The sequence below is a fragment of the Treponema ruminis genome (assembly GCF_014201975.1).
Taxonomy (GTDB): Bacteria; Spirochaetota; Spirochaetia; order Treponematales; family Treponemataceae; genus Treponema_D; species Treponema_D ruminis.
In genome coordinates, this window is record NZ_JACHFQ010000001.1 from 56,641 (window position 1) to 78,337 (window position 21,697).

Sequence of the window (21,697 nt, forward strand, 5' to 3'; positions counted from 1 at the left end):
TTCAATTAGTTGAATTTACCGTTTTATATACTCAGGACTGGAATCTGTTGATTCTATGCTCGGAGTGTCCCAAATTTCCATTTTGAATTTGCCATTTGTTATGGTTAAAGGAATTGTTCCAAAATTAGCAGTTCTCTTATTATGTGTCTCTGCAGTAAAAGATATTACGCCATTAGTCCAGTTTCCAGATGTTCTAGACCATTTGCCTGTATAATCTGTGCTTCGGTATCCATAAGTGTATTCACGGCATTTCCATGTTCCATCTGAATAGAAATAAATTGTTTCATAGCCACTTGAATCTTCATATTTGTATCTGAATACAGCAACGGCGGATTCACCGAATGATGATTCGTAATAGACATCAGATGCTGTACTTGTTGAACTATCCTGCGAAACATCATAATCACTACTTACAGCCGTGAATGAACCATAGGTGTTTTTAAGAGTTCCATTTGTAATCGTACAGTTGATTATTTCTGATTTTGTTTTCCATGAACCATTTTTATATTCTTGATTTTCATTAAGCCTCATGGTTCCGTTTGTAAAATCACCTGTCATTGTATAAGTGCCTTTTGCCTCTTCCTGACCATTGCAATATTGTACATAAGTGCCGTTGTCGAATTTGACGACATATTTTCTTCCGAGTATAGTTGCTGCGAAAGCGGCTGAACCATTGGCTGCTGTAGTATCCTTGTATTCTGGATATGAGCGTGTATATTTCACGTTTTCAATTGTCATAACACGATCTTTAATTTCGTTACCAAAATAACCATCTGAGAATTTTATGCTACCATCAAACCAGTCACCAGAAGATAGTGAATATGTAGAGGACTCCAAAACTTCTATGTTTGTATAATCGCCTGCAGTTATAATAGATAAAACTTCATAAAGAGATTTTCCGCTAGAGCTATCATATTTATAGAAGACATAAAGTTTTTCTTTTGTATAATTATCTCCTTTTTCTTCAGGAGCATCAAAAATGGCATTGATTTTGTCATAGTTTATGTACTTCTCTTTTGAAGCAAAAACATCGGCATCGAATCTATATTCTCTTATAAAAGACTTTCTGAGGATAACTCTGCCAAAATTATCTTTTTCAAGAGTATATGTGCTTGCACTTGGAGCCCCAGCTGATGAAAGTGTAATGTCGGAATAGCTTCTATTGTTCATATCTATTACACCAGTATATGTTCCTGTATTTAGCACGGAAGTCTGGATACCGCTGGCAGAGTCTGCTTTTTTGGTAGACAGCCATGTGTTGTCTGAGAAAAAGAAAGTTGCTATTTTTCCAAGGTAAATTTTATTAGACTCGCTTGTTTCATCGTTTGTAATAAATAAATTGACAATCTTTTTTTCAGAATACTCTTCATTGTCAGGGAAGTACACCATTTCTGGAAATACATTTTTATCGGCTCCGCTTGCAATTTCCTTCACAGAATACTTATAGTAAGAAATTTTCACCACTCCATCAGAAATTACATGTACGCCTGATTCAATTTTGGGGTAATTTGAAGTACTGCTGTTTTTTATTGCGACACAGCCATTGTTCCAGTTTCCAACGAGCGAATATGTACCTGATTCTTTACTATAGTCGCGGTCCGAATATTTGAATTCGAATGTGTTGTTTGAATAAAAGGAAATAAGGCTCAGATTGTCATAGATGTATTCCGCAAGAAGTTTTTTTTCAGTCTGGGAAGGTTCTTTTCCAGAATTACCGCTTTCGTCAGACGGAGTCTTAAGCGTTCCGCCAGTAAGGGTATAAGTTTTGGTACTGAAAGTTATTTTCTTTTCTGAAATTGTTTTAGTACCAGTAAATGTCTCTTGTTTGTAACCAGATGTAGCATTCAATGTGATTGTACCGTTTTCCCAGTCACCGGATACAAATTTATATGTTCCGGCTGCCTGAGGTCCAGATTCGTCACTTACAATTACTTTGAAAGTAGAGTCATTATAAAAGGTCAGGGTTCGGGTATCATAACCACTGTTGCAGGTAAAAATAGCCAGAGCAGAATTTGAGTTGCCGCCGCCGCTAGAGTTGTCGTCATCTCCGCTTCCGCAAGACGCAAAGCCGAAGGCAAGTGCGGCAGAAGTCATGAGAACCAAAATTTTTTTAATGAATTTTTTCATGAGTTTCCTCCTGTTGAATTATGTGAACAGTCTTGATTACACAAGACCATTCCATCATTTTCCAAGAAAAATATCATGAATTTAAAAACAAGTGGTAGTGTGTCCTCACAAAAAAGTGTGCGTTCAACGCACACTTTTGCTAAATTCGAACGATAATCGCACCGGATTTTTTGTCGCGCTGGGTCAGGTCGGAGGGCGTTTTAATTTGCAGGAGTTCGCCGTTTTTGGGCTGGACGTGGCTTTCATCGACGGCAAGCAGCATTCCGAACTGGCTGCATGCGTAGTAGCCTGATTTGTGCAGTTCCGGCAGGCGGATAAAGTCTGATGCAATGCGGATGAAGGTCTTTTCGGAAGCGAGTTTTTTGTCACTCTTTTCCGTCTTTTCTGCCGCTTTTTTTACCACGATGAAACTGAGGGAAGCCCTTTCTTTGGGCAGACCTGCTTTTTCAGAAAGCTTGAGGAGTTTTGCAGGGGCCGCTTCGGTGTCAAAGGCAAAGTTGCACCACTTGGCGTTTTTGCCATAAGCGTTCGTTGTTTTGCCGCTGGTTCTTCCGGCCATTGGACAGGCCTCGCTGTGAGGACAGGGGGCTACCGGGCTGTAATTCTGGCGGATTAAAGCATCGCGCATGAGCGAAATGAATCTTGCTGAATGCGGGTCCCCCGGCTCAACGAGCAGGACGGCTGAGTCCTCACTTTTGAGATAGGAAAGCAGTTCCTTCGTGTATTTTTTGGCAAGGAAGTCTGTTGGCATTTCCTTGTTCTGGATAATCTCATTGAAAACATTGGCACAAGTGATGAAATCAGCCTTTTCCTTGATTGACGTGCCAAAAGCTCCCTTAACCCGGACAATCTTCCAGGGCTCAGTTGACTCGGGGGCTTGGGGCGCAGCCCCAGGAGAAGGGGTAGCGGAAAACGCGTCAGCGCTTGTAGCGAGGGGAAGGCTTTCCCCTTTTAAAGTCTTTGCGGCGATTGAAAGATAGAGGTCTTCGCCTGCAGCCAGGGCCGTCTGACTCAAATCCATGCAGTACCAGGTGATTTTTTTGCTGCGAAGCTCCGGTCGGGCAAGCCAGAGGGCAATTACGGCTGTGAGGGTGCCGCTTCCAACGTCGATTGCCACTGGATTTTCGGAATTTTCAAGTGAAGTGAAAGCCGATTTGGGCAGATTTGAGAAAAGACTTACCTGGCGCACAAGATTCCACCACATGAAATAGCTGATGTATGCGCTTATGAAGCTGGCTTCGTTCATGTAGCCCAGACGGCGGGAATTTCTGTCGTCAGTGAGCTGGTGGGAAAGATTTTTGATTGCCCCGTAAAGTGAAACCTTCTGCTTGCCGCTCAAATTGCGGACGTCTGCGACAATATCTTCAAAATTTTCGATGATTTTTTTGCTTTCGGCAGGGATTGAATCTGACTTGAACATTTCCCGCCTGATTGAGGCCGCCTTTGACTTTAATGAATCGCGTTTTTCGATTCTGTGGGCATGACTTCTTGCCCGCGATGCCTTTCCGGCTTTTCCATTATTTTCGTTCATTTCTAGACCTCTTGATATCAAAGTAAAGTTGTGTCAGCTCGCCCCTCAGCTCCCGGATAAGGTTCATTGCCTCGGCGTTGTTTTCGTAGGCCTGGGCTTCCCTCAAAATTTCGTTTCGGGCACCTTCAATCGTAAATTTTCGCTCGTAAATCAGATATTTGAGGCGGAGGACGATTTCAAAATCACGCTCGGTGTAAACCCGTCTGCCCCCCAAATCCTTGCGCGGGGCAAAACCGGGAATGATGGTCTCCCAGTACCTGAGAACATTCTGGCGAACACCGCTCAGTTCTTCAACATCTCCAATAGTGTAAGTCAATTTTTAACTTTCCGTTTCGAATCTGTTTTCCCAGCGTTTACGGCTGGCCTTCATATTCAGCTCAACCGGAATCTGGTCAAAGCCCAGGTCTTTTCGGATTGAGTTTTTGAGATATGTGACGTAACTTTCCGGAACGTTGTCCGGGCTGGTACAGAAAATGCGGAATGAGACCGGATTTGTGCTGGTCTGGGTCATGTAGCGTATCTTGAAGTGGATTGCCTTGCTTGCTGGTGGCGGATAATGGAAAAGCCAGTCCGCAAGTGCCTTGTTGAGGGCAGATGTGTCCACTTTGCGTGTAAGCTGACCGTAAAGTTCGATTGCCTTGTTGAGCAAATCCTTGATTCCTTCGCCGTTGAGGGCTGAAAGAGGAAGAATCGGTGCCCAGTTCATGTGACCGAACATAGTCTTGATGTAATCAACTGTGTCGCGCAGAGTTTTGCGGCTCTGATCCTGGGTGTCCCACTTGTTGAGGACGAGGATGATTCCCCTGCCCCGCTCGTAAGCCAGAGAACAGATTTTTTTGTCCTGGTCGGCGAGTCCTTCCTGAGCGTCAATCATGAGGAAGACGACGTCACACTTGTCCAGGGTTTTGATTGCCCGGTTGACTGAATAATACTCGACGTTTTCGTGGACTTTCTTTTTGCGGCGGATTCCGGCCGTGTCCATGATTTCGAAATTTCGTCCTGCATACTGGAATTTGCCTTCGACTACATCGCGGGTGGTTCCGGCATAATCAGAGACGATTGATTTTTCTGAATGAGTGAGGCGATTTGAAAGGGTAGACTTGCCTGTATTCGGTTTGCCCAAAATCGCGATTCGGATTGGCTCTTCCGGCTTTTCGCCTTCTTCGACCCTTGAAAAATCCAGGTCCTGGGTGATTTTTTTGGCAAGGTCAGTGATGTGGTCGCCGTGGTCAGCGGAAATAAAAAGAAGCTCTTTAAATCCGTACTGGAGATAGTTCCATGCGACAGATTCGCCTCGTCCGCCCTCACATTTGTTTACGGCTACGATGAGCTTGTCCCAATATGGGCGCAAAAGCTGAATGAATTCTTCGTCCTCACCGGTGATTGTTCCGGCTTCAAGAAGGAAAAGAATTTTATCGGCTTCTTTGATTGTTGCAAGAGTTTTCTGAACTACAAGTTCGTCCATTTCTGACTCGCGGCTGCTTGGGTCACGGTCAAGCTTGTAACCGCCTGTATCAACGAGACGGACAGGCTTACCCATGATGAATGCGTTTGCCTCTACAGGGTCACGAGTAACGCCCGGAGTGGGGTCAACAATTGCCAGACGGCGGTGCATGAAGCGGTTAAAGAGAGTTGACTTTCCTACGTTCGGACGGCCTGCAATTACAACTAAAGGAAGGTTCACATAATATTTTGAAGTGTCATATCCGGCTTCTTCTACTTCTGCCTTGTATGCCGCAATTTCTTCAGAATCTTCTATAATATTGCTTGTGTCTTCTAAATTCCAATCATCTGAATCATCATCTGCTTCTTCTTCGACATTCTGAGAAAGGACTTCTTCCTGCTCAATAACCTCGCTAGTCTTCTGAGGCTTTGGTTTTGAGAAATCTGGTTTTCGTTTTGCTTTTGCCATGAAACTATTATAAACTATTTAGTCTCTTTGAGGAAATGGCTTTTAGCTCTTCCATGCTGATTTTTGATAGAAGTTCTTTGATTTTTGTGATTAATTTGGGGCTCATACTCAAAGTGCGCACGCCCATGCCTGCAAGAACCATGACACTTTCCGGGCGGCTGGCCATTTCACCACAGACTGAAACGTCAATCTCCGCACTGTGGGCAGCGGAAATCGTTTTGTCAAGAAGCCGAAGGACGGCAAGATGGAATTCATCGTAAAGGGGAGCGACCAGGGAATTTTCTCGGTCAACGCCCAAGGTATACTGGGTGAGGTCGTTTGTTCCGATTGAGAAAAAGTCGCTGATTTTTGCCAGACAGTCTGAAATCATGGCGGCGGCGGCGGTCTCAACCATTACGCCGATTGGAACGGAAGGATTGAACGGAATATTCTCTGACTTTAATTCTTCACGGACTTTTGCAGCGATTGCAAGAGATTCTTCGACTTGATCAACACTCGTGATAAGCGGAAGCATGATTTTGAGATTGCCGTAAACACTTGCACGATACAATGCCCGGAACTGAGTGCGCAAAAGCTGGGGATTTGCCAGAGTGAGGCGGATTGCCCGTAAGCCCATAAGGGGATTTTTTTCTTCGCTTGTTGAGTGAGAAATATCCAGGGCAGAAATGATTTTATCACCGCCTGCATCAAGGGTGCGGATTGTGACCGGCTTGCCCTTCATTGTTTCGAGGACAGTTTTGTATGCGTTGAACTGATTTTCTTCGCTGAAAGCCGCAATCTTTGAGTGAGCCGAGCCCATGTTTTTGTTTGACTCGCTCATGAAAAGGAATTCCGTTCGGAAAAGACCGATTCCATCAGCCCCCTCTTTTTGAGCGATTTTGGCTTCATCAACAGTACCGATATTTGCCATGAGCTGGAAAAGTTCGCCGTCCTTTGTTTTGGCCGGAATGTCACGGAATTTCTTGAGACGCTCGGCGTGTTCTTTGGCAATGTCGATTTTCTTTTGATAGTCGGCAAGAGTGAGTTCATCCGGATCATCGATAACTTCACCAGTGTCACCATCAACGATTATCAGGGAATCATTTGAAATTTCATCAAGGATATTATCGATATCAAAAACGGCCGGGATTCCGTAGTTGCGGGCAAGAATACCGACATGAGAAGAAACACCGCCGTCAGTGAGCGCGATTCCCGCAATACGACGCTTTGAAAGAATAACAGTGTCGCTCGGAGCCATTGACTTGGCAATGATTACAACGTCGTCCGGAATATTCTCGATATTAAACGGATGGAAATCGAGCAAGTCATTTAAGACCCGGCCGAAAATGTCACAGATGTCTTCGGCCCGCTCAGCAAGGTAGGCGTTACCGCTGGAACGGAGCTTGTTGGCATATTCTTCAGTTTTCTGATTTAAGACATATTCGATGGAAAAGTTTGATGCTTCAAAAGTCTTACGAACATCGCCCAAAAATTCCGGGTCATTGAGCATGAGGAAGTAAGTTTCAAAAATTTCTGACTGGGTTTTATCGTTTTTGACAATTTCAAGCTGTTCTGAAATTTGAGCTACGATTCTTGAAAGTGACCGCTCAAATCGGACAAGCTGCTGGGGCTTTTCTTCATTTTTGATCTTTTTTGAGGAAATAATACGTTTTTCTGCTTCAGGGATGATAAATGCCCTGCCAATTCCGATACCACCGGATGCTGAAAGACCAAAAAGAACGTTCATGTAAGGATTCTAATCTGATAAATGAAAAATGTCAAATGCTGAATTTTTTCTGTAACTTTATGTAATTTATTGGAATATATATGTTATAATAGAAGAAAGAAAAAGTGAGGATTTTATGGCAAAAAAGAAAAAGGCAGAGCAAAAGCCGCAGAAAAAAATAGAATGGTTTGAAAAGGAAGATTTCTGGAACAATTACGGTCCCATTATGTTTGATGCAGCCCGCTGGGCAGAAGCACCCACAGTTGCCGACAGCGTTTGTAAAATCGCAGGATTGAGCAAGGGGGCAAAGATTCTTGATGCCGGATGCGGACCTGGAAGAATTGCCGTTGAGCTTGCCAGCCTCGGCCTTGAAGTTACCGGCGTTGATTTGATTCAGAGCGAACTGGATGCGGCCGCTGAGACTGCAAGTGCAGAGGGAGTCGACCTTGAGCTTATCAAGGCAGACTTACGCAGCTTCAAGAGCGAAAAAAAGTTTGACTGTGCAATCAATCTCTTCACATCATTCGGATATTGCGACACCATCGAAGAAGACGCACAGATCCTCAAGTCGATTTTTGACTCAGTCCGTGACGGCGGTTTCTTCATTCTGGAAAATATTAGCCGGGAAATTGCGATCAAGGACTTTACCGAGGGAGAATGGTTCGAGCGGGCCGGCAAAACGGTTCTCACTGATTTCAGCGTTGTGGGAGCCTGGGAAGGTCTTCGCTCAAGATGGATTTTAATCGACAACAAGACAGGCGAGCGAATCGAGCATGAATTCATACAGCGCCTCTACTCAGCAATCGAATTAAAGCGGCTGATGATTGGAATCGGCTTCAAGTCAGTTGAAATTTATGGTGACTTTGACTTTTCGCCCTACAATCAGAACGCAAGGACAATGGTAATCGTAGCAAGAAAATAAATCAAAAATAATCTGAAAATGAACTTGCCAAATCAGAAATTCACCCTTACAATTAATAAAATAATCTGAAAGGAATTCTGCATGACGGCGAGAAGTTTCAATTATTACGGTTACACCAAAGAATCCTATCTGGAATGCTCCGATTTGATTCGAACGACTAACCGCAAACACATTACGATTTTAAACACATGGTTCATTCTCATCAACCTGCTCTATCTTGTGTTTTCCTATCTCAATCTCTTTGGCGTAAATCAGGAGCGCATTCCTTTTTACGCCGCCTACCTTCTGGCGGGCATTGTTTTTGAAATCTGGCTCACAGCCTTTCCAAAAACCGCCGAAAGGCACAATTACCTTGCCGTATTTTCTTCCATTATCGGGCTTCTTTCCTACGGGATTTTGACTTCAATCTTCGCGCCCTACATGCCTGCCACCATGTTCCTTGTCCTTCTTGCCCTCACAGCCCTTTCCTACATCGGGACAATGGCCATCATGATCTGTCTTTCGATTCTAGCAGTCGGAATCTTTTTGACGACCTCATATCTTTTCAAAACTTTTTCAATCGCCTACAACGACACTTACAATGCGGTCGTAGTCATGACTTTGGTTTTCGGCCTCCACTACACATTCCAGCGCACCAGAGTCTCCCAGTTCATTCTTTACCAGCGTGACTTGCAGATTCAAAAGGAACTTGAAATCAAATCAAGCTTTGACGCCCTCACCACCCTTCTCAACAGAGGCCGATTTTTCGCAATCACCGAAGAAGTCCTCCGTTCCAAGACAAGCGAATACATCACCCTTTGTATCCTGGACTTGGACGAATTCAAGGGCATCAACGACAACCTCGGCCACCAGATGGGCGACAAGGTAATCCAGACTGTCGGCAAAACTTTAATCCAGCAGCTGGGAATTGAAAACTACATATCCGAAATGACTTCATCATGGGATTTAACGCAAAAAATCAGCATTGCGGGCCGTCTGGGCGGAGACGAATTCATTCTCTTCATCCGGGGCAAAAAGACACAGAACGAAGTCCGCGAGTTGCTTCAAAGAGTGCTTGATTCCCTCAACAAAGTTCAGTTCGACAAACTCAACGGAATTCACGCATCTTTCGGTGTCACGGAAATCATCAGCACCGACAGAGACATCGATAACGCATACAAGCGTGCTGACGAAGCCCTTTACGAGTCAAAGCGTGCGGGCAAAAATCAGATTCACTTCAGCACAAAAGCATTGCCAGGAGACGCATAATTATGGAAAGCCTTTTTCTCATAAATTCCATCACAGTTGCAGAATACCTCATAATTACCGCCATCATTCTTATGGTCGTCAATTTTGGAGTCACGCTTTTCTCCATCTTTCTCCGAAGCGATGTCCTCTACAATGATTCTGGTGCACATTTTGTCGCCAATCTGGTTCTGCTCATTTTTGAAATCATATTCATCATTTTCGACATTGTTGTTATCCCTTTCGAAAACATATCCATTCATATGGCCCTGCCGATAATTTCCTGCACAGTCCTCTTCACCCTCCTGCTTGCCTGGAATTTCATCCAGCTGCGGGGTATCAGCATCCGCTCAATGGAAATTCTTGAAACCCTGGTGGGCGTAATCGAAGCGGGTGACGAAAATCTCGACGGTCACTCCCTCCATGTCCAGAACCTCACCATGCTGATTTATGATTACCTGCCCTTCTTTGACAGGCAGAAAATCAACCCCATGAACCTTCAGTACGCTTCCCTTTTCCTCGACATCGGCAAGCTGGGCATTCCGCGCAGCATCATCGATAAAAAGGGCAAGCTCTCTCCCCAGGAAAAGGAACTGATTCAGCGCCACCCCGAAATTTGTGTCGAACTTTTTGAGCGTCTCCCTGCCTTTACAACGGTCACTTACTGGGTCAAATACCACCACGAGCGGGTCGACGGCAACGGCTATTATCACCTTAAAAACGAAGAAATTCCGCTGGCATCACGCATCCTTGCAATTGCAGACACATATTCCGCAATCACGATGGACAGGTCTTACCGGCCTTCTCTTTCATACGAAAGTGCGATTTCGGAACTGAGGCTTGTTTCTGGCTCCCAGCTCGACGCAAGGCTTGTGGAAATTTTCTGTTCAATTCCTCGCAAAAAGGTTTCTGCCTGCATGAACGATGTCCGCAACAGAATGAAAAAATATCAGACGGGTGATTTCCGCTGGTAATTGGCACGGTCAATCAGCACAGGATTTTTGAATGAAAAGAATCTGCCGCAAAAGAATTTTCAAATATTGTTTTTTCGCACTCATTTTAGCCACAGGAAACCTGATTTTTACATCTTGCTTTTCAAAAGGCTCGGGCAGGCATTTCTGCACGCAGAATCCTGTCGCCGTCCTCAATCTGGCCCTTCGTTCAGGCACTTATTCTGAGGTCATCAAGGAATGTCTCCCAGAATTCGAGGCAAAGAACAATATTCAGTGCAATGTCATTGATTTAAGTGAGGGCGGGCTCAAATCAGGAATCGCCACGGACACGGAAGGGCAATATGACCTCTGCATGGTAGACGGCTCCTGGATGGCGGAATACACTTCCAAGGGAATCCTTGCAAACCTGACTGAACTTGGCTACGACCTCGACGATGACATAATTCCTGCCACAAAAACAATCTGCTACCACAATAAAAACCTTTATCTCGCCCCCTACTACGGAAACGTAACCGTCCTGCTCTATAACAAGCTAATGATTAAGGAAGCGGGCTACAAGCCGGAAGACATAAACTCAATCGAAGACATCTTAAAAATCTGTCGCTTCCAGAAAAAACGCCATAACCTCGGCTTTATGTTCAGAGGGGACACGGCAAACAATATCGTAGTTGATTTCCTGCCGATTTTGCTTTCGAGGGGCACTTATGTCGTTGACGTGTACAATAATCCGACAATCAACACAAATGAATTTGCAGAAGCCATTTACATGTACAAGTCACTGATTAAAACAGGGCGAGCAGCCAAAAAAGACGACCTGATTGCAGCCATCGCAAATAAATCTGCCGCAATCGGAATCGGATGGCCGGGCTGGTACACGCCCACACGCAATTCTTCGATGGATTACATTGCCCTGAGCGGCCGCTACCGTGATGACCGAATGGCCTACAACTCAAACATCTACGGAATCTGGACAATCGGAATCCCTCAGGCAAGCAGGAACAAGGAGCAGGCAGTCAAGCTTCTCACGTACCTCATGGACAAGGACGTTCAAAAAGCGACCGTCAAAAGTGGCGGAGTTCCCTGCCGCTATTCAAGCCTCAAGGATCCTGAAATCTTAAAGAAATTCCCGCAATACGAAGCAGTCCGCAAGGCTCTTGAAGCCGGGGTTTATCGCCCTGTCATGGAAGAATGGAGTCAGTTCTATACTATTTTGGGCCGGGAAATGAAGTTGATTATTGATGACGAAAAAACAGTCACGCAAGGCCTTGAAGATGCCCAGCGGGACATTGAAGAAATGCTAAAAAAATCCCGCTCCTCGAAATAAGAAGCGGGAATAATCAGGCCAACGCCTTCGCAGCACAGCTGCTCGGAGACTCGCTCAAAACGCTTCTCAAGCGTTTTGCCCCCGCAAGCGGGGTCGCTCCCTACATTGCACTTGCTACTTCCAGCGTCAGGTATTTATTGGCTCGTATTAAACGAGACCTTGAGCCATCATCGCGCGGGCTACTTTCAAGAATCCGTAGATGTTTGCGCCTGAAACGTAGTCTACTGTTGCGCTTGGAGCGTACTTTTTAGCTGTTTCGTATGCGTTGTCGTGGATGTTTGTCATGATCTGCTTGAGTTTTGCATCAACCTCTTCGCGTGTCCATGAGAGGCGCTCTGAGTTCTGAGACATCTCGAGACCAGAAACTGCTACACCACCAGCGTTTGAAGCTTTTCCTGGAGCAAAGAGAACGCCCTTTGACTGCAAGAATGCGATTGCATCTGCACGAGTTGGCATGTTTGCACCTTCTGCTACGAGTTTTACGCCGTTAGCAACGAGTTTCTCTGCATCTTCCATGTAGATTTCGTCCTGTGTAGCACATGGGAATGCGAGATCAGCTTTAACTCCCCATGGTTTTTCACCCTTGAAGAATTTTGCTTTTGGATATTTTTTAACGTAAGCATCGATTTTCTCACGGCGACCGCGGAATTCCATAACGTAAGCGAGTTTCTCAGCGTCGATTCCGTCTTCGTCGAGGATGTAACCTGTTGAGTCAGACAATGTGATGACTTTTCCGCCCAACTGAGTAACTTTCTGACAAGCGTACTGAGCAACGTTTCCGTCACCAGAGATGATTGCTGTCTTGCCCTTGAAGTCTGTACCAGCAGCTTTGAGCATGCACTCTGCGAAGTAGATGAGGCCGTAACCTGTAGCCTCCGGGCGAATCAATGAACCGCCGAAGTCCAAGCCTTTACCAGTCAAAACGCCTGTGAACTGGTTTGTGATTCTCTTGTACTGACCGAACATGTAAGCAACTTCTTTTCCGCCAACGCCTTTGTCGCCAGCTGGAACGTCTGTATCAGCACCGATGTGTCGGTAAAGTTCTGTGATGAAGCTCTGGCAGAAGCGCATGATTTCGCCGTCTGATTTTCCGTGACCGTCGAAGTCAGAACCACCTTTGCCGCCACCCATTGGGAGAGTTGTCAAAGAGTTTTTAAGAACCTGCTCGAAACCGAGGAATTTGAGAACGTCGAGACCAACCTCTGGAGAGAAGCGGAGACCTCCTTTGTAAGGTCCGATAGCAGAGTTGAACTGAACGCGGAAACCACGGTTTACGTGTGGTTTACCCTGGTCATCTGTCCAAGGTACACGGAACATAATGATGCGCTCTGGCTCAACGAAGCGCTCGAGAACAGCAGTTGCCTCAAGCTCAGGCATTGTGTCAACAACTGGTGAAAGAGTCTCCAAAACGAGACCAGCTGCCTGCAAGAAGTGCTCCTGGTCAGCATAGCGGCCTTTGAGCTCTTCCCAAACGCGCTTACAATAAGCGTTCTTAACGTTAAATTCTTTGATTGCCATTTTTTTCTCCTATTCGTGGCATTTTTGTTAGCCGATTTACCGGCGTCTTTTGCTTCATAAAGAAACAAAAAAAGGCGTCATAAACTAAACGCCACGGTAAATCCAAATGGACACACCTATAGCGGTTAATTTACGACGCCTTTGTCTTATGGTTACTATATACAAAAACAAAAATTATGTCTACTACTTTAGTTTAGAAAAGTGGCAGGAATTTCTTTTGTTACTTTGCGCTTTCAAGCATTTCCAGAGGATCTTTTCCGTCTGCCGGAGGCTCCAAATCCTCAAAAAGTTTTTTGCAGGAAGTTTTTATCGTGTCATAAAAACCGCTGGTGATTTTGATTTCATTCGGGCCGATTTCGCGGACATAAAAGACGATGTTGAGGCTCTTTACCTGAGTTACACGCTTATTGTCAGCCGTGTAAGCCTCATCGACATCAACCTTGTCATCTTCCTTATAAAAACGCCGCCAGGTTGCCAGCTGAAGCTTAAAGAAGTCAATAGCCGTGTCGTAAGACATGCCTTCCGTGCTCAGCTTATTGATTCGCTCCAAAATTTCGTTGGAATCCTCGCTGGGTTTTGCTTTTTTTATATCATTTCGAGACCAAGATTCTTCGGTTTTATTAGTTGAAATTCTAAACATAAAATTCTCCTTTATATTTAGGCGCGACTCTACTTGCTACGGGCTTTTCGCGGTTCCGCTTTCGCTCCATTCCTACACTCACTACGTTCGTTTCGGAACGGCTAACGCCGCCACTACAATCCCGCGCGTGAATTTCTTTTTAAAATTATAGCACAGATTGCAGTAAAAACAACTCCAACACCAGCAATTATTGGAATCATAAGAGAATTAAGTTTCAATGAAGTCAAAACAACGTAAAGGTTCACAAATCCGAACACAGCGAATACGATGAATGCAAGGATATTGAAAAATTTATCAGGAGTCTTTCCATGCAGGAAATATCCCACACAAAGACCGATTATATCTGCAACCAAAAGCGCGACTGACGAAGCAAGCCAAATTCCGATTGCGTTTAAATTGAGACCGTTCGTTGCTCCAAAAGTGATTGCCGTGAGCTGAGTTTTATCACCAAATTCCGCAATAAAGAAAATGCAGAAAACAGCCAGCGGCGCAAACTTTATCCTGCAGCCGGAAGCCTCTTCTTCTTCATTATCCTTCAAAAGCGATGTAAGCGAAAAATAAAAGAAAGCAAGACATGCAATCAGCTTTACAATCCAAATATGCGTGCTCAAAAATTCGTTTAAAAGGCCGCCCGCAAGAACCGCCAATGCATTAAGCACCAGAATTGAAGCCGTAGTTCCAATCAAAATATCACGAACTTTGTATTTTGAAGTAAGCGCAATCAAAAGCAATTGCGTCTTGTCGCCCATTTCCGCCACAAACACAGCAAGAAAGACCGTAAACAGAAAAGAAAGTGAAATCAATTTTAGTACCTTATTATGATTATGCCAAAGACTGTCTGTAACGCTCGTACAAGAGAACGCCTGTCGCAACAGATACGTTCAGACTGTCGATTTTGCCACATGTCGGAATTGAAACGATTGAATCGCACTGCTCTTCAAGCAAGCGGCTGATTCCAGTTCCCTCGCTTCCCATGATGATGCAAGTTTTTGCCGGGAATTTTAGCTTTTGCACGCTTTCGCCGCCTGCATCTGCACCGTAAACCCAAAATCCAGCCTCTTTGATTTTCTGAACGGCTCGGTTCAAGTTTTTTGCCACGCAGAAAGGAACGTAAGTGCTGGCTCCTGCTGAACTTCGGGCAATGATTTCGTTTTCGCTTACATTGTTCACGCTGTTTCGGTTGGGCATAATCGCCAGGTCAACGCCGAACTGGTCACATGAACGCAAAATTGCACCGACATTGTGGGGATCAGTGATTGAGTCGAGTACGAGAATTGTGGATTTTTCTTCTGAAAGGGCTGTCTGAGCAATCCATGTGTCAAAATTCACTTCGTTCTGAGCTGAATCAGACTGTCCCTCGGCACAAAGCACGATTCCGCGGTGGTCTCGGGCAACTTCCGGCAAAGACTGAACAAGCGAGTCAAGATTTTTATTGTCAACCTGAGAGCAGGGAATTCCCGCAGTCTTTGCGACATCAAGAATCTTCTTTACACGAGGACCAATCTTAGAATAAGAAAGAGAAAGCCCGTCAATCACACCGCTTTCGCAGGCAGAGCGGACCTTCTCTTCAATGGCATGAAAGCCAGTTATAATTTGTCTCATTTAACGACCGCAACATTTCTTATATTTTTTGCCACTTCCGCAAGGACACGGATCGTTTCGTCCGATTTTTGCGCCCTCACGAACGACTGTCATCGGTTTTACGCTGCCGACAGAATAAAGCCACTCGCCGTTGATTTTCTTGAAGTAGCCGACTTCGTGATGAACGTCACGCAAGCCGCCCTTATCTGTGTAAGTAGCTTCGAATTCTACGATTCCTTCTTCGTCAGCTTCTTTACCTTTTTCTGTGCGGAGGATTTTGAGGCCGTGCCATGTAGAATTTTTAGCCCAGTCTTCAGTTGCCTTTCGGTCGATTTCGGCAATCTTCTCGCCCTCTTCACATGAATTGATGATGAAGTCAATTTCCTGTTTTACATAAGCTGTGTAGCGTGCGCGCATCAATGCTTCTGCACTTGCTGCTTTTCCAGTTCCTTTGATTACAGGCTCACAACAATCTCCATAATTTTTTCCAGAGCCACAAGGACACAAATCTTTTTCTGCCATTTTCAATTTCCTATAAAGTTAGAGTTTTTCTATTATAATGAAAATTATCCGTCAATTCAATTATCATTTTTTCATTAAGTCGGCTACCGAAACGGAATCCAGATATCCCTCAATCAGCTCGTCGAGTTTCGTCCACATTCCGATTGTGCGGCAAGTCGCTTTTTTGGGACAAAGTTCAGCCCCGGTTTCAAGACAGGCAACAGGTGCAAGAGTGCCCTCAGTGAGCCGCAAAATGTCCCCGACCCTGTAATCTTCCGGAGCACGGTTGAGTTTGTAGCCGCCGCCCTTTCCGTGAACGCCGTCAACAAATCCGTTTTTTGAGAGAAGAGTCATAATCGACTCAATATATTTCTGGGAAATTCCCTGGCGTTCGGCAACATCTTTAAGCGGAATTCGTTCTTCCTCGCTGTGTTCCGCCAGATCAATCAAAACTCTGAGAGCATAACGCCCGCGTGTAGAAACAATCATAAAAAAAACCTCATGCTATAGGGTGATTCATTCAACCTAGTATAGCACAAGGTATTAAAAAAGACAAATGCCTGGAAGCTCTTCGACTAGTCTGCAAACAATGGTGTAGACAAGTAGCGGTCGCCTGTGTCCGGCAAGAGAACTACGATGTTCTTGCCTTTGTTCTCAGGACGCTTCGCAACTTCGATTGCAGCCCACAAAGCGGCACCAGAAGAGATACCGACCAAAACGCCCTCTTTTGTACCAACGAGGCGGCCTGTCTTGAAAGCATCATCGTTTTCAACGGCAATGATTTCATCGTAAACTTTTGTATCAAGTACATCTGGAACGAATCCTGCACCGATACCCTGGATTTTGTGTGCGCCTGCAACGCCTGTTGAAAGGACTGCAGACGATTTCGGCTCAACAGCCACTATTTTTACATCTTTATTTTTAGATTTAAGGAACTGACCGACACCAGTAACTGTACCGCCAGTACCAACACCTGCTACGAAAATATCAACCTTTCCGTCCGTATCGTCCCAAATCTCAGGACCTGTTGTCTCAAGGTGAGCCTTAGGGTTAGCCGGATTTACGAACTGACCTGCGATGAAGCTGTTTGGAGTTGTAGCCTTGATTTCCTCAGCCTTTGCAATTGCTCCCTTCATGCCTTTTGCACCCTCAGAAAGAACGAGTTCTGCGCCGTAAGCTTTCATGAGTTGGCGTCGCTCAACGCTCATCGTGTCAGGCATAACGATGATGACACGGTAACCGCGGGCAGCCGCAACAGAAGCCAAACCGATTCCTGTATTGCCTGAAGTTGGCTCGATGATTGTCGAACCTTCCTTCAAAATGCCCTTTGCCTCAGCGTCATCAAGCATTGCCTTTGCAACGCGGTCTTTAACGCTTCCTGCCGGGTTAAAATATTCAAGTTTTGCAATAACCTTTGCCTGAAGGTTGAATTCTTTCTCAATGCGTGAAAGTTCCAAAAGCGGTGTATGACCAATCAACTGGTCAGCTGCTGTGTAAATCTTTGCCATATTTTTCTCCTCAGTTTTCTTATTATGATTCCATTCTAACCCCATAAACCTACTGTGTCAATAGGTAATAACAATCTTTTTTAAGTATTTCACTTTTTTGAGAGGAGTTTTCTAGGAGTCAGATTTTGTGAGTTTTGTAATCACAATCGGTGTGGCGTACCAGAGGCTTATAAGAAAGGCTGTGACGCTTCCGCTGACTTTGAAGAAATCATTCATCATTTTGGCCGGGTCGACAATCAGTTTGCCGTCAACATAGTCCATTACTGAATGTCAATCATATTACTCTTCTTTATTTTCTCCTGTGCTTTTCACAGGTTGTTTTTTCCTTTTGAATGTGCGGGTCGGCATAGCTACACCGACATGAACGTTTGTAAGCCAGTTGAGGTTTGTATCATACTGGACTCCGCCCCAAAGCCTGGCCCATTTCCACTGCATTCCCACAAGAAGTTCTCCGTAAACTCCGAAATATGGCTTGCTTGAATGGGCATACTTCATGCTGTTATTGTAGAGGATTCTCACGTTTGCGCCCAGACCGGCCTCACTGAAAACCTGTAAATCAAGGCGCTCATTGTAATAAACAAGACCAATCAGACCGCCGATTGAAGTCGTGTATACAAAAGGCGAACTCAAAGATTCACCGTCTTCATAATAGCTGTAAGGGAATTCGCTGCCGGGAAGCCCTGCTCCCAAAGAGCCCTGGATGCCCCAGAAGAAAGGAGTGCGGAAGTAATTGCGGTAGCCCACTCCCAGAACTCCGCTTCCCAGGTAGTAGTTGCTGTTGAGCCTGCTGTAACCAAGGCTCAGGACAAGGGCATTCTGCAGGCCGGAATCATCCCTTTCATCCTCGGGAACAAAGTCTTCGCCGCTCAAAACCCAGCGGTAAATGTAGCCCTGCTCCGTACCGATGATTACATATTCGTCGTCCGGGCTGAAGGCAAGGCTTTTCGCACTGTCACCGTACATGAGCTGGAAAGAGTTTTCCTCAAGTCCGCTCGCAATATCATAAATCTTTACACAGCCGGAATTAATTCCCGCAACAATTTTTGAAGAATCGCTTGAAAATTCCGCGCAGTATGAAAATCCGGCAAGGTCTTCCAAAGTCAAAAAATCAGACTCGTCAAGAGCTGATGCAACAACAAGAGTATTTTTATCCTGGGCCGCAACGAAATGGATTCCGTCGGGAGCAAGGCGCGGCTTTATCCGTGTGAGCATGTAGCGGTCAAAGCTTGAAAGTTCTTCCCATGAGGTTGTATCGATAAACCTGACTTTGCCGGACTCGCTCGACATCAAAAGCCTTTTTCCGGTGGGGCTTGCGCTCAAGGCCCAGATTCCGTCAGCAACATCAAGCTTTTCTTCGATGACATGCTGACCTGACTCAGCCAGCCTGAAACTTTCGTACAAATTCTGACCGTCGAGGGGGAGCAAAATCCTGTAATCACCGGCGTAGACCGCATCCGGGATTGATTTTCCTGTTCCGCTGATTAAAGTTGAGTCTGAATTGGTACCGATGCTGTGAATCAAAACGGTGTTGTCGTCACGAACGCTGAGCATGTAACGGCCGTCACTTGTAAACTGCAAGGAAACTACGTTTGCAAGGGGATTTGAATTTTCGTTTACTGAATTTGAATAGACGGCTGCGATTGTGTTTGCGCCCGCATTCCAGAGAATAACGGAGTTGTTCCAGCTGGTCGCAAAATATTTGCCGTCCTGTGTCCAGCCCAGGGCATTTACCGGAGTCGCTGATTTTGCAAGATAGTTTTGGGTCAAATCTTTTTTGGGGCTTTCTGAAGACTCTGAGCTGCCGGTGATTTCTGCTTCATCCCCAGTCACAAGACCTGTCGTATCTTCCGGATTATGCAGGCCTGCTTCCTGAGCAAAAAGAGAAAAAGAAAAAATTATAAAAAAAGCACAAAATAGCTTTCGCACTTGCTCCGACACTCCAAAAGAAGGAAGACAGATTCATCCAACCAAATAATCCGTACATCCTAATTTTAACGTATTTTTATATAATTTCAAGAAATTTAGCTATTATAGAATATCGGCAAATCTTCAAATAATCTTTAGAGAGTCTGAATAATGCTTAGTATCGAAAGAAAATTATGGGCTAGTCAAAGAGCGGATAGCATTCAAAGCCGGCCGTGCGCAATTCTTCGCCGATAGTGCCCTTGGCATTTTCATTTACGACGACGAGGAAATATTTTGTGCCGCTTGGTCGGACTTCAGTTGCAATCTCAGCATTAAAGCCTTTTGAGCGGACTCTTTCTGCAAGAGCCTTTGCATTTGATTCATCGCGGAAAAGCCCAAGCTGCTGGCGGATAATCTTTTCGGATTTATCGGACTTTTCACTTTTATCTGATTTTTCAACCTTGCCTGCTTTTTCTGATTTTTCTGCTTCGACTGCTATTACAGCCGCCTGGCCTCCATTTGAGATTTCAGGCAGATCTACGCCGTTTCTTGGAACAAAATACCAGAATGGAGTAGGCAAAGTCTGGATTTCGCCCTTTACGATTGCCGCTTCCATGCTTTTGGGGTAATTTTTTTTGAGGCTTTCAGAAAACTGAGCCTGACCTGTCAAATGCCAGAGAGTGAGCAGGATTGACGGACGGACGATTTTCATTGAATCAAGAGTCGAATATGTTTTGAGCATGGCTATGCTTTCTTTTGTGTCATCTTCCTTCTGGGCCTTGCAAAGGGCGCTCCACTGTTCGTAAAGCTTTACATGAGCCGAAATATCCTGACTTTTTGTGTTGCGGACGGCAGAATTGAGGTAACTGTCAGCAGAGGCATAGTCTCCGGCGCACAAGGCACAGCGAACAGCATCAACGACGAGCTCTTCGGAATTTTTATTGGGCACTCCATCAAGAACAGCCTGGGCACTTCCCTGAATCGAAGCGGCCTGAGCATAATTCTTCTGGGCTTCGGAATACTGGCCCTGCTGCTCCAAGACTGCGGCCAGGAAAGCATAGACGGCGCGTTTTTCTGCCCCCGCACTAACGGAAGCAAGATTTTTTTTGATGTAAAAAATTGAATCCACAACAGAAGATTTTTTGGCGGCAGCTTCAATCACTGACTTGGCAGAAAGGGCTTTTTCCTGAGCAAGAAGAGGCAAAGTCAAAAAGAATAGGAAGGTAATGGAAAGGATTTTATGCTTTTTCATTTTCAACAATTTTTTTTACGGTATCGACGATTTTCGCCAGATCCAATGGTTTTTTCATAAAACTTTTTACACCAAGATTTTTTACCTTGGCTTCGACTTCATCATTTTCGAGAGCCGTGATTACTATTATTGATGGCTTTCCAAAGCGCTCGCTTTCATTAATCCTGCGGCACAAGTCAAAGCCATCGATGCCAGGCAAATCAAGGTCAAGAATCAAAATTCCCGGCTGCTTTTCGGTCATCAAGGAACCAGCCTCAAAGCCGTCAAAAGCCTGATAAACAGTAAGGGCAGAAAATTTTGATTTTATGTATTTTACAACAACTGAATTTAAGCCCCGGTCATCATCAACAATCAGAATGCTGTCAGGAGCAGAAACCTTTTCGCCACAGGCAATCCGAACTTCATCCGGAACCTGAATATTGCGGGAGCGCATGAATTCCATTAAATCTGCCGGATAAACCCTGAATTGACCGCCTGGAGTATTAAAAGCCTTGAGATGATTATTTTTAATCCAATTTATTGCAGTCTGATTGACTACACCGCAAAGTTTGGCAACTTCAAGTGCAGAATACAGAATAGTTTTATTATCAGTCTGAGTCACAATCAAAACCTACTTTATAGTTTTTAAATACCTTCTGTATAATTTTATACGAAAAACCACTATCTGCAAGCGATTTTAGCAATTTTTTAGCATTTTTATTTTTGGGAAGCAGCTTTTTTAATGCAGACTCACACAATTCATACTCATCAACATTTTCAAAATATTCCCTGACCGCTTCATCGGCGATTTTCCGAGAGACACCGCGGGCACACAAATCCCGAACCAGACGGATGCTGCCACGGGGCTTAAAGGCGGTGTGACTTCGAATCCAGGAAGATGCATAACGCGCATCATCAAGATATTTTTTGGACTCAAGAAAATCCAGGGCCTCTTTTATTGTTTCTTCGTCAAATTCTTTTTGAAGAAGCTTCCGCTCCAAAGAAGCACGGCATTGCTCGCAGCGGGCCAGAGATCTTGCGGCAGCTTCTATAGCAAGCTTAACAGCCGGTTCTGTAATTTCTTCCATAAAAACCTAAAAAAAATGCCCGCACTT

General features: G+C 44.9%; 21 protein-coding genes. 4 read left to right on the forward strand and 17 right to left on the reverse strand.

The annotated features are described in order from the left end of the window. Positions 1-15 precede the first annotated feature (15 nt). The 5 genes from HNP76_RS00215 to ptsP form a co-directional block, all read right to left on the reverse strand. Positions 16-2,127, reverse strand: a complete 2,112-nt coding sequence (locus tag HNP76_RS00215) for a hypothetical protein (RefSeq protein ID WP_184656308.1) — start codon at positions 2,125-2,127, stop codon at positions 16-18. Positions 2,128-2,266: 139 nt separating this feature from the next. Then, positions 2,267-3,658, reverse strand: a complete 1,392-nt coding sequence (locus HNP76_RS00220; protein ID WP_184656309.1) for a small ribosomal subunit Rsm22 family protein — start codon at positions 3,656-3,658, stop codon at positions 2,267-2,269. Then, complete coding sequence (locus tag HNP76_RS00225) at positions 3,645-3,974, reverse strand: MerR family transcriptional regulator (protein WP_184656310.1); 330 nt, start codon at positions 3,972-3,974, stop codon at positions 3,645-3,647. The genes HNP76_RS00220 and HNP76_RS00225 overlap by 14 nt, the downstream gene beginning before the upstream one ends. Positions 3,975-3,977: 3 nt before the next feature. Then, positions 3,978-5,570 (reverse strand): ribosome biogenesis GTPase Der, encoded by a 1,593-nt coding sequence (gene der, locus HNP76_RS00230; RefSeq protein ID WP_184656311.1) that lies wholly within the window; start codon positions 5,568-5,570, stop codon positions 3,978-3,980. 7 nt (positions 5,571-5,577) lie between these two features. After that, a complete protein-coding gene (gene ptsP / locus HNP76_RS00235; RefSeq protein WP_184656312.1) occupies positions 5,578-7,296 on the reverse strand; it encodes a phosphoenolpyruvate--protein phosphotransferase in 1,719 nt (572 codons plus the stop codon). Between the two features lie 115 nt (positions 7,297-7,411). Here ptsP and HNP76_RS00240 point away from each other — a divergent pair, with 115 nt between their 5' ends. The 4 genes from HNP76_RS00240 (at position 7,412) to HNP76_RS00255 (ending at position 11,698) form a co-directional block, all read left to right on the forward strand. Further along, entirely contained in the window at positions 7,412-8,197 is a 786-nt protein-coding gene (locus HNP76_RS00240) for a class I SAM-dependent methyltransferase (protein ID WP_184656313.1), read from the forward strand. An 81-nt stretch (positions 8,198-8,278) separates the two neighbouring features. Then, complete coding sequence (locus HNP76_RS00245) at positions 8,279-9,445, forward strand: GGDEF domain-containing protein (RefSeq protein WP_184656314.1); 1,167 nt, start codon at positions 8,279-8,281, stop codon at positions 9,443-9,445. Positions 9,446-9,447: 2 nt separating this feature from the next. Next, positions 9,448-10,395: an HD-GYP domain-containing protein gene (locus tag HNP76_RS00250; RefSeq protein ID WP_184656315.1), complete on the forward strand. Its 948-nt coding sequence runs from the start codon at positions 9,448-9,450 to the stop codon at positions 10,393-10,395. A 31-nt stretch (positions 10,396-10,426) separates the two neighbouring features. Beyond that, positions 10,427-11,698 carry an extracellular solute-binding protein gene (locus HNP76_RS00255; protein ID WP_184656316.1) on the forward strand — a complete coding sequence of 424 codons (1,272 nt, stop codon included), beginning with the start codon at positions 10,427-10,429 and terminating at the stop codon, positions 11,696-11,698. Between the two features lie 147 nt (positions 11,699-11,845). On the opposite strand, the gene gdhA is transcribed toward HNP76_RS00255, so the two are convergent. From gdhA to HNP76_RS00315, 12 genes are all read right to left on the reverse strand, one after another. Then, on the reverse strand, positions 11,846-13,216 hold the full coding sequence (gene gdhA, locus HNP76_RS00260; RefSeq protein WP_184656317.1) for an NADP-specific glutamate dehydrogenase: 1,371 nt from the start codon (positions 13,214-13,216) through the stop codon (positions 11,846-11,848). A gap of 220 nt (positions 13,217-13,436) precedes the next feature. Further along, positions 13,437-13,856 carry a hypothetical protein gene (locus HNP76_RS00265; protein ID WP_184656318.1) on the reverse strand — a complete coding sequence of 140 codons (420 nt, stop codon included), beginning with the start codon at positions 13,854-13,856 and terminating at the stop codon, positions 13,437-13,439. A 113-nt stretch (positions 13,857-13,969) separates the two neighbouring features. After that, positions 13,970-14,728: a TMEM165/GDT1 family protein gene (locus HNP76_RS00270; RefSeq protein WP_311732989.1), complete on the reverse strand. Its 759-nt coding sequence runs from the start codon at positions 14,726-14,728 to the stop codon at positions 13,970-13,972. After that, a complete protein-coding gene (gene rlmB / locus HNP76_RS00275) occupies positions 14,679-15,458 on the reverse strand; it encodes a 23S rRNA (guanosine(2251)-2'-O)-methyltransferase RlmB (protein WP_184656320.1) in 780 nt (259 codons plus the stop codon). Before rlmB ends, HNP76_RS00270 begins: the two co-directional genes overlap by 50 nt. Then, positions 15,459-15,959, reverse strand: coding sequence for a YchJ family protein (locus tag HNP76_RS00280; RefSeq protein ID WP_184656321.1), 501 nt, complete (start codon positions 15,957-15,959; stop codon positions 15,459-15,461). A gap of 63 nt (positions 15,960-16,022) precedes the next feature. Then, the gene (locus tag HNP76_RS00285; RefSeq protein WP_184656322.1) at positions 16,023-16,427 is read right to left on the reverse strand and encodes an RrF2 family transcriptional regulator; all 405 of its coding nucleotides are present in this window, start codon (positions 16,425-16,427) and stop codon (positions 16,023-16,025) included. 86 nt (positions 16,428-16,513) lie between these two features. Then, on the reverse strand, positions 16,514-17,446 hold the full coding sequence (gene cysK, locus HNP76_RS00290; RefSeq protein WP_184656323.1) for a cysteine synthase A: 933 nt from the start codon (positions 17,444-17,446) through the stop codon (positions 16,514-16,516). Between the two features lie 111 nt (positions 17,447-17,557). Continuing rightward, the gene (locus HNP76_RS00295) at positions 17,558-17,707 is read right to left on the reverse strand and encodes a hypothetical protein (protein WP_184656324.1); all 150 of its coding nucleotides are present in this window, start codon (positions 17,705-17,707) and stop codon (positions 17,558-17,560) included. 18 nt (positions 17,708-17,725) lie between these two features. Then, the gene (locus tag HNP76_RS00300) at positions 17,726-19,372 is read right to left on the reverse strand and encodes a WD40 repeat domain-containing protein (RefSeq protein ID WP_184656325.1); all 1,647 of its coding nucleotides are present in this window, start codon (positions 19,370-19,372) and stop codon (positions 17,726-17,728) included. A 178-nt stretch (positions 19,373-19,550) separates the two neighbouring features. Next, positions 19,551-20,603 (reverse strand): SPOR domain-containing protein, encoded by a 1,053-nt coding sequence (locus HNP76_RS00305; RefSeq protein WP_184656326.1) that lies wholly within the window; start codon positions 20,601-20,603, stop codon positions 19,551-19,553. Further along, positions 20,590-21,204, reverse strand: a complete 615-nt coding sequence (locus HNP76_RS00310; protein WP_184656327.1) for a response regulator — start codon at positions 21,202-21,204, stop codon at positions 20,590-20,592. Before HNP76_RS00310 ends, HNP76_RS00305 begins: the two co-directional genes overlap by 14 nt. Next, positions 21,191-21,670: a regulatory protein RecX gene (locus tag HNP76_RS00315; RefSeq protein WP_184656328.1), complete on the reverse strand. Its 480-nt coding sequence runs from the start codon at positions 21,668-21,670 to the stop codon at positions 21,191-21,193. Before HNP76_RS00315 ends, HNP76_RS00310 begins: the two co-directional genes overlap by 14 nt. Positions 21,671-21,697: the final 27 nt, after the last annotated feature.

Coding starts and splice junctions, on each gene's coding strand:
- ptsP (WP_184656312.1), bottom strand. CDS start 7,296: ATGAACGTTCTTTTTGGTCTTTCAGCATCCGGTGGTATCGGAATTGGC.
- gdhA (WP_184656317.1), bottom strand. CDS start 13,216: ATGGCAATCAAAGAATTTAACGTTAAGAACGCTTATTGTAAGCGCGTT.
- HNP76_RS00315 (WP_184656328.1), bottom strand. CDS start 21,670: ATGGAAGAAATTACAGAACCGGCTGTTAAGCTTGCTATAGAAGCTGCC.
- HNP76_RS00305 (WP_184656326.1), bottom strand. CDS start 20,603: ATGAAAAAGCATAAAATCCTTTCCATTACCTTCCTATTCTTTTTGACT.
- HNP76_RS00220 (WP_184656309.1), bottom strand. CDS start 3,658: ATGAACGAAAATAATGGAAAAGCCGGAAAGGCATCGCGGGCAAGAAGT.
- HNP76_RS00250 (WP_184656315.1), top strand. CDS start 9,448: ATGGAAAGCCTTTTTCTCATAAATTCCATCACAGTTGCAGAATACCTC.
- HNP76_RS00215 (WP_184656308.1), bottom strand. CDS start 2,127: ATGAAAAAATTCATTAAAAAAATTTTGGTTCTCATGACTTCTGCCGCA.
- HNP76_RS00240 (WP_184656313.1), top strand. CDS start 7,412: ATGGCAAAAAAGAAAAAGGCAGAGCAAAAGCCGCAGAAAAAAATAGAA.
- HNP76_RS00265 (WP_184656318.1), bottom strand. CDS start 13,856: ATGTTTAGAATTTCAACTAATAAAACCGAAGAATCTTGGTCTCGAAAT.
- HNP76_RS00285 (WP_184656322.1), bottom strand. CDS start 16,427: ATGATTGTTTCTACACGCGGGCGTTATGCTCTCAGAGTTTTGATTGAT.
- cysK (WP_184656323.1), bottom strand. CDS start 17,446: ATGGCAAAGATTTACACAGCAGCTGACCAGTTGATTGGTCATACACCG.
- HNP76_RS00255 (WP_184656316.1), top strand. CDS start 10,427: ATGAAAAGAATCTGCCGCAAAAGAATTTTCAAATATTGTTTTTTCGCA.
- rlmB (WP_184656320.1), bottom strand. CDS start 15,458: ATGAGACAAATTATAACTGGCTTTCATGCCATTGAAGAGAAGGTCCGC.
- HNP76_RS00280 (WP_184656321.1), bottom strand. CDS start 15,959: ATGGCAGAAAAAGATTTGTGTCCTTGTGGCTCTGGAAAAAATTATGGA.
- HNP76_RS00245 (WP_184656314.1), top strand. CDS start 8,279: ATGACGGCGAGAAGTTTCAATTATTACGGTTACACCAAAGAATCCTAT.
- der (WP_184656311.1), bottom strand. CDS start 5,570: ATGGCAAAAGCAAAACGAAAACCAGATTTCTCAAAACCAAAGCCTCAG.
- HNP76_RS00295 (WP_184656324.1), bottom strand. CDS start 17,707: ATGGACTATGTTGACGGCAAACTGATTGTCGACCCGGCCAAAATGATG.